Origin of the sequence: Kordia sp., from assembly GCF_022447245.1 — a bacterium.
Taxonomy (GTDB): Bacteria; Bacteroidota; Bacteroidia; order Flavobacteriales; family Flavobacteriaceae; genus Kordia.
The window spans coordinates 56,297-68,895 of record NZ_JAKVBC010000028.1 but is presented as its reverse complement, the minus strand read 5'-3'; the positions used below and the strand labels follow the sequence as shown (position 1 = coordinate 68,895).

The following is a 12,599-nucleotide window of genomic DNA, read 5'->3' as shown; positions in this document are numbered from 1 at the left end:
ATACGGTTTTAACTTCAATGAAAAGCACTTATACAAATATATTCCAACGTATGAAGTAGAAGTAGATACAGCGGTTACAAACTTTGCAAGTTTCGCAAAGAAATTTAATATCAACTACAAGATTTTAAAAATCCACAATCCATGGTTGCGCGAAAACAAGTTGAATAACAAATCAAGAAAATTATATAAAATTGCGATTCCTGAAAAAGGATATTATGATAAATAATTCAGAATTTAGAATTCTGAATCAGAAAACTCCCAAAGCGTTGTGTTAGATTCTTTGGGAGATTTTTTAGTTGAAAAAAATTATAACGTAACTATGATATGTCATTTTTACATTCAAATACTTTTACATGAATTACTTTTTACTCCTAATCTTACCATTGTGCATAATGAGATGTGTAATAATTGCTGTCAATATAATATCCTCGATGATAATGCCACCAACGAAATGTTGGGTAATTGCTGTTAAAAAATTCGATGGAAACACATAAACTTCGATCTCCACCACCATCTAGAGAGACCATATTCATAAAATACGCCATAGGGAAAAAAGTAACGCTACTGTCATTTGTTAAAACAGGATGAGGCGTATTCGCATAAATTGTATAATTTTTAGCTGATACACTATTATCTGCCCAACTACCCGTTTCATCAACATCGTACATAGCATGAAAATATTCTGAATTTGCATTATGATACGTATTTACTTGACACGCTGGCTTCGACCAGTCTGTTGTATGTGCCCATTGAAAACTGGCACCAATACTTGGTCCATCTTTGCTGATATCACCGCCAAGACTAAAACCAAAAGTTTCACTTCCGCTACTTCCATCTGAGGTGCCATTACTAGGATTTAATGGTGAATATTCGCGAATAGAGGTATAGAATGGAGTTTGATCAGGATCATTATTAGCAGGTCTATACGTTCGTGGCCACTGATAATTATGAATTTCATCAACAACCCACGTAAAAGGATAATCATTATACATGTAAGGAGTTGCTATGTAACTATGTTGAAAAATACTGGTTTGAGGATACTCATGCATTCCATTATTATCTGAGATCAAGTAGTTTGGAGTTGGCGCAGAATACATCGACGTATTAATAGTAAAATCACCAACATATGGCCAATAGATTTCAAGATCTACATCGTGTTCCTTGGTACCAGATGGGACGTTACTCTTATTTTCAGTATCTTTATTTTTTTGCTCACCATCTTTATTTTTTTGCTCACCCCACTCTAAAATCTTTGTGATTGCTTGCTTCATATCTGCTTGCTTCATGTCTCCCAAAAGACTCGCTAACATTTTGCGTTCGCCATTAACGGACAAATATGAAACAAGGCTAAATTCATTTTTATCTGGATTATTCAAATAGTTTGAATTATTTTCATTTATAGACGGTGTTATTTGTCCATTAGAATCCATATCAAAAGGTGACGGTGCTGTAGTACTATCACTTTCATTTAACTGGGAACAATTGTACCTGAATTTCTGAGATCATCTACCATACCTTTGCGTATATCAATATCTTTCCCAACGAAAAGCATGAATGATTTATCTTCCTTTTCAATAATATTAGACAGTTCTTTTTCAGAACTAATTTGCGTCATATCGACTCCTTGTTGAGAGAAACTAGGACCTTTCATTTTTTCAAAATCAGTATCATTTCCAAAGTAGTAGATCTTATAATTGGATACATCTACATTTGTTACACTCTGATCTTCATGAGGAATAGTTTCGTCATTTTGACAACTACTTAAGAGTCCCAAGAATAAGACGAAACAGAGTTTAGGTATAACTAATCTATACCTTTTAAATACATTTGTTTTTTTCATTTAATTATTTTTTTAATTATTGACTTATAAAAACGAGTAGGTTTTCGTTTTCCCTTTAGTTGAAGCTTTTTGTTAAGACTTCTAAATAATATTTAAGCGCGCATTTAGAAAGTTTTGCAAACATCAACAGTGCAAATGTCTAAATAAGTTTAGATGCTGATTGACTCATTTTTTACTTCAAGTAATCCTGCTTTTGCAAAGAGTTGCTCATTTTTCACTTTGAGTGTCTTTTTTTTAACCATACTTTTTTTGAAGGAAAAACCGTAACAAGAATTCCCTTACTTTTTTTTTCTTTCTATCATGAAATACAATTGCTTACTTATTTACCTTATTTTCAATTGTTTTGTGTATGCGAACGACACCAAACGATACGAAGTCTCAAATACTTTAGAAAGACTATATGAACAATTGTTAGTAGAAGTTTACACAGCTCCTGCGGATACGACTTTGACAAGAGCGACCCAACTTTTGGATAAGATTCGTAAAGAACCAACACATGCAAAACTTCATCAAATACAAGTAGAAACGATGTTGTTAATGATGAAAATGTATGATCAACAGAAAGAATATGATTCTGTACGTTATTATTATGATAAAATAGAAGCAGCTACAAAAAACAATGAATTTTTGGGAGATGCAGAATTGTATATTTCCAAGAAAAAAATGCACGAAAAAAAATACTATGCAGCCATTCGTTGTTTGTACAAAGCGTTGGAATATTTCAAAAAAGAAAATCTGATTGAGAAACAAATTAGTACGTATTTGCAATTAGCACGGCTGTTTAAAAAAATCAATAATATCGATTTAGCTAGAGAAATGGACGCGATTCTAATGAAAATGTTTGTGCAACAACCAATCTCACGTTTCTTCAAAAGTCAAGTTCTGATCAATCATGCTTCATATTTAGCTTCAATTAAAAAAAATACAATAGCACTATATACATTACAAGCTTTGCGAATAGAAGATTTCTCGAAAGATCCAGAGGTTTTGCGATACTATTATGAAGAACTTCTGAAACGCTATACCAAAATAGAAAAAATAGAATTGGCTAGGATAGCCTTGAATAATATGTATAGTGTTTCGCAAATACAATTACCAGAAGACATCGCAATTAAAAATATATATTTAGCAATGTTTTCACTAAAAGAAAAAAAATATAAAGAAGCATTGAAGTATATCCATGCAGCAAAAAATAGCCCCTCATTTGAATACGTAGAACAATTTGAGTTAATCAAATTCTATAAAGTCGTGCATTTAGCAAATAAAGCATTAGGGAATTATAAAAAAGCACTTGCGGGACTTGATGCATACCATGTAACACGTTATTCAATTAAAAATTTCAATCTAAATCTAAATGCTTCTATTTTAAACTTTAAACTTAATCATGACAAGAAAATCAAGGAATTAGAAGAAAAAAATAAAATGAATGCCTTAGTCATGGACGAAAAGAAAAAGTTTTATATTTTTTCCACCTTTTTTGTGTCAACCTCAGTTTTAATTTTAATTTTCTTGGTAATAATGCAGAAGCGCAAAAAGAACCGACTCAAATTGCAGTATGAAAACGAAAAAATGAAGGAAGTTGCTGAGATTAAAAACAATTTTATTGAAAATTTATCACACGAAATTCGTACACCAATTACAATCACTACAGGGTACCTAAGAATGATCACCAATAATGTAATGGATTATTCCAAGATTGTAAAATATACAGATTTGACCATTCGTAATAACGAACAAATTATTAGAATGCTCAATAACTTCTTGACCTTGTTAAAACAAGACAAGCAATCTACAGAACCCAAAAAAACAAAGGGAAAACTAGGCACATTTTTAAAAGAAAGTATTATGTCTTTTCAAGGTGTTGCCGAAATAAAAGGTGTGTATGTGTATTATAAATCGAATATAAAACCACAGCAAAAATTTGAATATGCCTATGAAGATTTGCGGAAAATCATTAACAATTTAGTATCAAACGCATTAAAATACACAAGTCCCAAATACGGAATCTATGTTGATACTTTTATTGATCACAAGGGTTTAACTATCATCGTAAAAGATGAAGGTATTGGCATCGATAAAAAAGAGCAAAAACGTATTTTCGACCGTTTCTATCAAACAAAAAATAACCTAACAAATGGCGGTTTTGGCATCGGTTTATCGCTAGTACAAGAATTGGTGTCAAAACTACACGGAACGATTGAATTGCAGAGCAAAAAAAATGTAGGAAGTGTGTTTACGATACAATTGCCGCTAGAAATGGAAAATCCAATCTTATACCTCAAAGAAAAGGAAAGTGACTATCAAAATATCTCCAAACCCAATACAGAAATAGAAGATCGGTCTACAAATCTTCCTAAAATATTAATTGTAGATGACAATATTGAAATGATTGGCTATCTCAAAGACTTACTAAAACCGACACTCGATTGTACGTTTGCTTTTGATGGCGCGCAGGCATTGGCTTTTGCCGAAAAAAAGCAATACGATTTGATACTTTCTGACTTGCGCATGCCACTCATGGACGGACACCACTTGAAATCGGTCTTAAATACGATGGAAAACTATCAAGCGACGCCATTTATGATTATTACCGCTTCCGCAGAAGAATATCTCGAACACCGAAAAACGGAGCTAAGAATCAATGATTACCTAATCAAACCCTTTGAAGGAATGGAATTGTTGACACGCATTCATTACCATTTAGAAAATAAAATTTACAGAAAGCAATTACAAAAAACTGAAAATGAAAAAATTGAATACAACGGCGCGTATGCAAAATTCATGGAAAAGGTAAATTCGATTATCCTGGAAAATCTGACAAACAACGATTTTACGATCAACGAACTAGCACAAAAATGCGGCTACTCTCACAAGCAATTTATACAAATCATTCAAGAAAAATCTGGGTTGACACCTGTAAAACTCATCTTGGAGATACGCCTTTGTAAAGCATACAATTTAATTGTAAATGATAATTATGATAATATTAGTGAGGTTATATATTCAGTTGGATTAAATAGTCGATCGTACTTCAATAAAGTATTTTTAAAACGTTTTGGACTCACACCAGGCGAGTTGATTAAGAAATGCAACATAAAAAAGAAAGCTTCTTGACGAAGTGGTTTCAACTTTTTGTTTTGAAGCGAAAATTTAAGATTTTTATCACTATGAAAATACAGCTATAAAAGAAAGTTTAAATCTCTTCAATTAAAAAGGTACACTCAGGAACTTATAATCAACACATAAGACCTAAAGCTCAATATCCAAAAACCTGACATTCAAAACAAAGAAAGTAAAATTGCTTCTTACCGAGAAATTTCGTTCTTTTGAATAGTGTCTGTTAGGCACGATAATTCGTACTTTCTTGAGTTTACAAAATAACATACTGCAAACCATTCATCACTTACGAACTTCTGGACAATTTGTTTTATACAGCAATACACCAAAAGTAAGTACCAGTGAACTAAATGATTTGGCTGATTTTTTAGCGCAAGAATATGAAAATGAATCGCTCAATTACCCGTATGATGCGCCAGCTTTTGACAAAGAAGCGGCTGTTTGGGCAGCAAAAACGATTTACTATGCAGCACAATTTTTAGCACATCGTTTGGAAGAACCTAAAAATCTCGGAAAGTTTTTTGAAAATTTTAAAGGTGAACTATCCCCGTCAGTATTACTTTCAGCAGACTTATCACTGCGATTTTTACCATTCATTGTCAGAGAATTAGAACTTATTGACTTTGAAGATTGGTTGGTGAAGCTCTTAAAAAAGAACATACAACAATTTACATATTCAATAATTGGACACGATATGGAAGTAGAAATTAATGAAGAAAAACTAGCAGCACTCTTTCAAAATGATTGTTTCCGAACGGTATTTACAGACAGAGTTATTGCAAAAAAAGATATCAGTCTTACGGCACATAAAATCATTCATGAAAACGTTACCATTCAGTTGGGAGAACATGCCAATCAATTTTGGAGAGCGTTTGTATCTTAAGCATAATATATGATCAACGAAACACAAAAAATACGAACCATACTCGATGAAATCAAAAATGTCTTTGTAGGAAAAGATGAGGTGATCGATTTATTGGGAATCGGTTTGTTAGCAAGAGAAAATGTCTTCTTATTAGGACCTCCCGGAACGGCAAAAAGTGCGATTGTAAAACAACTGTCGAGTCATGTAATTGGTGGAATTAACTTTGATTATCTCTTAACTCGATTTACGGAACCCAATGAAATTTTTGGACCTTTAGACATTCGCTTGTTAAAAGAAGGTGAATTGGTCACAAACACGGACGGAATGCTTCCAGAAGCTTCTTTGGTGTTTTTGGATGAAATTTTTAATGCAAACTCAGCCATTCTGAATAGTTTGCTAATGGCATTGAATGAAAAAATATTTCGTCGTGGAAAAGAAACAAAAAAATTACCAGCGTTGATGTTTATCAGTGCCAGTAACCAATTGCCGGAAGATGAGGCGTTGGCAGCATTGTTAGATCGTTTCTTAATTCGTTTAAAAGTAGACAATGTAAAACCCGATCGTTTGGAAGAAGTATTACAAGCAGGTTGGAAATTGGAACGAAAAGAGAAAACAGCACAAACAAAAATTTCTCCAGAAGAAATCAAAGGATTGCAAGACCAAGTAAAAGAAGTGGATTTAACACCAATTCGTAGTTCATACATTGAGTTAATTCACAGTCTACGAAATACAGGAATAGAAGTGTCTGACCGACGTGCGGTAAAAATGCAAAACCTTGTCGCAGCGAGTGCCATGTTGTGTGATCGTACGGAAGCGATCTTGTCAGATTTATGGGTGTTAAAATACATTTGGAGTACAGAAGAGCAAATAGAAACCTTGCAAGCTACGGTAAATGCATTGATAGAGAAGGAGCAAACAGAAGAACAGGTACATCCGCAAGCATTTTTTAACAAAGCTCCGAATCCAGAAGAATTGATGAACGAAGTTTCAAACTTGCAACTAAAATTTTCAAATCAAGAACTTTCATTACAAGAATTAAATGTAATCAAAGACAAATTGCGCTACCTGCAAAATCGTACGGATTGGGTGAAAGATCAGCAGAAAAAACAATACATAAATACGGAAATTGATCAATTGTGGAAAGAGATCTTACACAAGGTGTAACCGAATATTGGTTGCGATTGCCTTCAAAATATAAAGACAAATTAGCGCAAATTCGTTTGTGGAAATCCTTGCGAATGGGAACTGATAACGACGATATTTGGGTACGAGGAATTGCGCCAAGCCAATTAAATAGCCCTGAAATTCGAAGCATTCCGTTCAAAAAGATATACTTTCAGCAAGATAATGCGCTGTTTCTATTAGGTGGAAATTTACCTGAAGAACGACTAAAAACCTCGCTGCTTTGGTCACCAATTCACAAGGCATTACCTGTGGAAGTACCAGATTATAATTTTAATTTTTTTGGAGTTGATGCCGACATAGATTTTAAAATTGTTCCGTCAAGTATAGAGCGCACTGCAGCAGCACAATTAATTTCATTAGACACATTGGATGAAATCATTCCAAAAATGCCAGCAATTCGTCTAAAACAACTCAGTTGGGTGATTGCTGATGAGAAAGCTTTGATTATAGGAACGCCATTATTGTCTGTACCTGGAAAAGCCTATTGGCAAACGCAAAATTTCTTGTTGCCCGCAGGATACGATTTTGAACATCCAGAATTGAGTCGTTATTTCAACAAAAAAGTCAATCAAAATAGTAATGATATCATTGTCATGCAAAGGGACAATACATATTTTAAAATAGCTAAAGAAAACATACAAAAACTAACAATCAGCGGATACCGATTGTCACGATAGTCATGAACGAAACGCAATCAAAAGCCATATATTACTTTGAATCGTATGATGCCTATTTTTGGGAATGGGAGATTGATCATATGTTTCAAGGAACTGTGATAGAGAATGCACAGGATTATCGTGGTGGCTACAATTGTATCAGTATTCCAGATGGAATGACCATTGCGTACAAAGAACAAGTTGTTGAGATACTAAAATTGCTTTCTGAAACTGGGTTTCCGCCATTTGGAGCGTTGGTGCTTACATTTTTAGCGACAAATTCAGGAGAAGTAAAAGCTGCCTTAACTGAAATCTTTGACGACATTTTAGAACAGCATAAAAATTTTCCGTCAGTAGATCATATTGATTTTGCAGCTGCTGAAGCATTTTTAAAAACCTTACAAGCATTACCATCTGTATATAAAACTGGGAAAAACAGAATTGATTTATTTGTCTTTTTGTTTGAAGCGGCAAATCACAGTCTATCTCAAAAATACTCAAGTGAAATTCTTGATTTTATAGAAAATCACCATTTTAAACTCAATATATGTAGTGAAAAAAAGAACATCTCGGTTGCAGCATTGAGTAAAGATATCAATGCTTTGGCCTCATTACATCATCGTTATCCTTCTGTAAACGATGTATTGACAGCATGGCTTAAAATAACAGAAGTTCCCGTAGAACCAGAAGATACGGAAATAGAACATTTTAGTGAAAATCCAGACTTTATAAAAGAATTGATCGAAGACCCAAAAACCTTTTTTATGGGAAGCTTAATCAAACGTTTATGGTCAGGAATTCAATTGCCAATGCATTATGTACATCCCGGAGAAATGCCTCTAGGTGGAATTTCAGACATTACCAACAAAGGAAAGTTTGACAATATCTTGATGTCAGAATTTGCGAATGATGATTTGATATTCTTGCACAGAATTGCTAACAAAGAAGCCTTATTTATTCGTCGAGAAACCACGCCAGAAGAAGATTTGCGCACACGTATATTTTTAATTGATACAACGATCAAAAACTGGGGAACACCAAAAATACTATCGTATGCAACCGCTTTTTCGTTTATACATCATCCAAAAAATGAGATGCACTTTCAACCTTATGCTTTAGGGCAAACGTATACACCATTGTACTTTGATGAAAAAGAAAAAATTATCAAAGGTTTACAACTTACATCACCTTTGTTGGATGCAGCAGCAACGATTGAACAGTTTATTGAAGAATGCGAAGAAGAGAATATTGAAATTACCTTGTTTACAGCTGCTAAAACGCTAGAACATCAAAATATTAGACGTTTATTCAATACATATCATAACAAATTTGGAGGTGTGATTACTTCTGACAGTCAAGGAAACATTGATGTATACAAAATAAAACAAGGAGCAAAACGCTTAACAAAACATATACAATTACCGTTGTATGAATTATGGGTAAATCCACCACGTAACAAAAAAAGAAGGCAGAAAAAAGAATCGAAAATTGATCCTAAAGTTGTGAATTATCCATTGTTATATGGTTTTCCAACACGATCAACAATTAATTTTACAGATCACAAATACGCTTATATTTTACAAAAAAATGGAGATCTATTTCGTGCTAAAAGCCGTCAAAAAGGATTCAGAATGATACAACGCGATATCCGATTTGTAACTGGAATTAAGCAACAGAAATTAGCGGTCATGTATGAAGATGAGCTCATGGTATTGTATTGGACAACAGCCCATCACATGATTTTTAAAACAACTACGCTGCCCCGTACTTAAAAATCGGATCTTTCAAAATATGAAAAAGCAGTTTTCAAACATTTAATAGTCTTTGATGAATGCTTGTATTTGGTTACAAAAAAATATTACGGTGACGAACCTTTATTTACCTATTTTGATTTGGATGATTACGCGTACTTTGATGTCGATGACCCAACGTCAGAACTTAAAAAAACTTATCAAGCGTATCTAAAAAATCAAATTACCTATTTTGACGGTTCGGTTTTTACGAAAATCAACGCAATCACCATTACCCGAGATTTAGAAATTGTATTTAATCGCAAACATTGCTTAGAGCTTATTGGTGAAACAGGTTATTTTGATTTAATAGACAAAGAAACGGCAGGTTTGGATGGGGAATTTACAAAATATCTCCACAAGCGAAATCAACAAGTAGAATTTATAGAAGGAAGTGTGATTACTATAGATAAAAATGGGATCATCACTTTTAAAAGTGGAAATCCAGACATTCCAACATTCTATTTGGCGTCTTATATTGGCATTGGTATAGGTATTGCTACCGATGAAGAGTTTGCAGGAAATGATTATTTTAAACCAGAAGATGCATCATTAAAAAGAATACCAATCTTTGAATTTGATGTAAAGTACATGGAACCTTTCTTAGAACACATACTAAACACATGAAGTTAGCATTACAACATACCGATAATAGTCCATACACACGTTGTGGTATTTTTATCAAGCATGCTTCTCCAAAAGTATGGTTGGAAGAAATTAAGCGTATGCAATTAAAGCTTTCAGATTGTACATTATATCCGTGTCCGGGAACAGAAGTAAATAGTATTTCAGGAGTTTTAATCATTTTTAAAACCGCGCAAAAAAAAGTAGATGTTATGCAAAATCTATGTGTTCAAAGAGTACATACAGGTTTTTACATTCCTGAAAATACGAAGCTCAATATGGCGCTTCGGCAAGAAGAATTTGCGAGATTACTAAAGGGAAAACCACATTTTTTTCATCATCAATTTGGTTTGATTGAATTAGAAGAAGAAGTACAATGGGAAGAATTGCTAAATGTGCCAGAAGAGCAATTTCCTAAGCTAGAAACTCCTGCTAAAGGCGTGAATATTCCAATGCAAGTCACAGCATTTAGTGTAGAAATAGAAGAAGAAGAAACAGAAAAAGAACTCAACAATCCTTTTAGTAGCGAACAAATAGATCCAAAACATTTGCCTTTTGATATGAAAAGGGTATTGGAAGGTAATAATAAAGAAGTTGAGAAATACTTAAAATATCTAGATAAAAATCCTGAAGCAGCTTTAAAAATGGCAGTTCCATTAGATATGATGGGAACTTCAAGAGGAAAAGCGTTTGCTAAATATAAATTTAAAAGTAATTTCTTTGATGATATCGGATTGGGAAATATTTCTGAACAAACCAAAACCAACTTAAAAACGGTTTTAGGAATTCTGGCGATCATAGCTGTTTTTTGGATTGGTTATCATGTGGTAGATCAGGTAAAAAAACAGCAAGTTGAAGTCGTTACTGGGAAAGAGCAATTCAATTCAGAAAACAATCGTAAATTTTCTTTAGAAGGAGTACTGGAAGAAGGAGGTAAAACGACATCAGAAACCTTACCGATTGATAACGAAACAGATACTGATACAGGAAATTACAATATTACAAACGAGCACAATAAGGAAGCAACGCCGTCTCCGACAAGCACATTAATCAAAAGTTTTGGAATAGGAATAGTATGTCTTATAGCTTTTATAGTATTTGTACTTTACTTTACATCAAAAAAAGTAAAAGACACAAAAACGAAATCTAAAAGTGACAACAAACCAACCTCTTGGATGGATTTACCAGAAGAAAATGAATTGTTCTCATTTACAGAAGAAGTAGAAAATAAAGAAAGTGATTTTTATTTTGGAGGAAACGAATTGTCGATACAAAGTAAAATACTCCTTGTAATAATGTTGATATGTTTGTTAATCTATCTTTTCTATCCAATGCTTACAAAACCAGGTATAGGAACCATATTTTTCTTGATGACAATTGCGTTTGTAATCAGGCTTTTATATTTATTAACCAATAAAAACAAAACTATTATAGATGACTAACGAAGCTAAAAGTAAGTTTCACGCAAAGCTAATTTACTTTATTGTCTTTGTGTTATTCTTAAAGTTTATATATCTCATTATTACGTCTATCATTGCAGGCGATTTCCCCAGCTTTTTGGGTGGACTTTTCGTATTAGCCTTGGTTTTCTTTGCGTTGTCACATTTGATAAACAGTTTATTTAGCGGTAGACCTCCAAGAGGTAGTGTAATGGGAGGAACGTCTACTATCGGCGACAATCAATTCAATAGTTTGATGCAGCGTTATGAAAAACTAACCGAAGAATTCATTGCAAAAAAACAATATAAAAAAGCAGCATACATACAACTAAAGCTATTGCGAAATCCTTACAGAGCAGCCAATATTTTAAAAGATGGATATTTCTATAACGAAGCGGCACATATCTATCTAAAAAAATGCTATCGTAAGGAAGATGCCGCAGCATGTTATGAACTAGCACGTTCATATACGAAATCTATCAAGCTCTATGAAGAGTTGGAGATGAACGAAAAAGTAGGAGATATTTACACCAAAATAAAGGATGCAAAAAACGCACATCATCACTATCAAATTGTAGTAGATGACTATGTGAAAAACTATCAATACGTTAAAGCTTCCTTGATGTATCGTAAAAAAATGGACAACATTCCATCTGCGAATGAATTATTATTGAAAGGTTGGACAGACAACAAAGACGCGGTGAATTGTGCCAATAATTACTTTGCAAATTTCGAAGACAAAGCGTCACTGGAAAACGCACTTCATGAATTCAAACAAAAGCGAGTGGAAAAGGCAAATGAACAAAACTTTCTCAAAGCATTAACGTACGAGTATAACAAAGACATTGCTCCGAAAGAAGATGTGCAAAAAATGGCGTATGAATTAATCTCCAAAAACCATCAAAACGATGAAATGATGTCTTTATTAAAGCATTTTGTCAATGATGATACACAATTGACCAAAGATGTTTTGAGACACAGAATGAAACGATAGAAATGTATTTGAGTTCTATGTGAAAAAAGTTGTTTTAGCTGCAGTAATTTGAAAACCAAATACTCGTTAGTTTGGTTTTATAAGACAAT

The 12,599-nt window shown here is 33.3% G+C and carries 10 protein-coding genes and 1 pseudogene; 9 read left to right on the top strand and 2 right to left on the bottom strand.

The window, feature by feature from the left end; genetic code table 11:
* Positions 1–226 (top strand): annotated as a pseudogene (locus MK119_RS17475) (lytic transglycosylase domain-containing protein); the annotation flags it as partial.
* 151 nt (positions 227–377) lie between these two features.
* Here the strand turns inward: MK119_RS17475 and MK119_RS17470 are convergent.
* Positions 378–1,430 (bottom strand): hypothetical protein, encoded by a 1,053-nt coding sequence (locus tag MK119_RS17470; RefSeq protein WP_290681376.1) that lies wholly within the window; start codon positions 1,428–1,430, stop codon positions 378–380.
* 38 nt (positions 1,431–1,468) lie between these two features.
* Entirely contained in the window at positions 1,469–1,840 is a 372-nt protein-coding gene (locus MK119_RS17465; RefSeq protein WP_290681373.1) for a hypothetical protein, read from the bottom strand.
* Between the two features lie 300 nt (positions 1,841–2,140).
* Here MK119_RS17465 and MK119_RS17460 point away from each other — a divergent pair, with 300 nt between their 5' ends.
* The 8 genes from MK119_RS17460 to MK119_RS17425 all read left to right on the top strand — a co-directional run bounded on the left by MK119_RS17460 (position 2,141) and on the right by MK119_RS17425 (position 12,510).
* Positions 2,141–4,954, top strand: coding sequence for an ATP-binding protein (locus MK119_RS17460; protein WP_290681370.1), 2,814 nt, complete (start codon positions 2,141–2,143; stop codon positions 4,952–4,954).
* A gap of 250 nt (positions 4,955–5,204) precedes the next feature.
* Positions 5,205–5,840, top strand: a complete 636-nt coding sequence (locus MK119_RS17455) for a hypothetical protein (RefSeq protein WP_290681367.1) — start codon at positions 5,205–5,207, stop codon at positions 5,838–5,840.
* Positions 5,841–5,849: 9 nt separating this feature from the next.
* A complete protein-coding gene (locus MK119_RS17450; protein ID WP_290681364.1) occupies positions 5,850–6,986 on the top strand; it encodes an AAA family ATPase in 1,137 nt (378 codons plus the stop codon).
* Positions 6,959–7,684 (top strand): hypothetical protein, encoded by a 726-nt coding sequence (locus MK119_RS17445; protein ID WP_290681361.1) that lies wholly within the window; start codon positions 6,959–6,961, stop codon positions 7,682–7,684. The genes MK119_RS17450 and MK119_RS17445 overlap by 28 nt, the downstream gene beginning before the upstream one ends.
* A gap of 2 nt (positions 7,685–7,686) precedes the next feature.
* Entirely contained in the window at positions 7,687–9,435 is a 1,749-nt protein-coding gene (locus MK119_RS17440) for a hypothetical protein (protein ID WP_290681358.1), read from the top strand.
* Positions 9,436–9,504: 69 nt separating this feature from the next.
* Positions 9,505–10,080: a hypothetical protein gene (locus MK119_RS17435; protein ID WP_290681356.1), complete on the top strand. Its 576-nt coding sequence runs from the start codon at positions 9,505–9,507 to the stop codon at positions 10,078–10,080.
* Positions 10,077–11,519 (top strand): hypothetical protein, encoded by a 1,443-nt coding sequence (locus MK119_RS17430; RefSeq protein WP_290681353.1) that lies wholly within the window; start codon positions 10,077–10,079, stop codon positions 11,517–11,519. The genes MK119_RS17435 and MK119_RS17430 overlap by 4 nt, the downstream gene beginning before the upstream one ends.
* Positions 11,512–12,510: a hypothetical protein gene (locus tag MK119_RS17425; RefSeq protein WP_290681351.1), complete on the top strand. Its 999-nt coding sequence runs from the start codon at positions 11,512–11,514 to the stop codon at positions 12,508–12,510. Before MK119_RS17430 ends, MK119_RS17425 begins: the two co-directional genes overlap by 8 nt.
* The last annotated feature ends 89 nt before the right edge of the window (positions 12,511–12,599 follow it).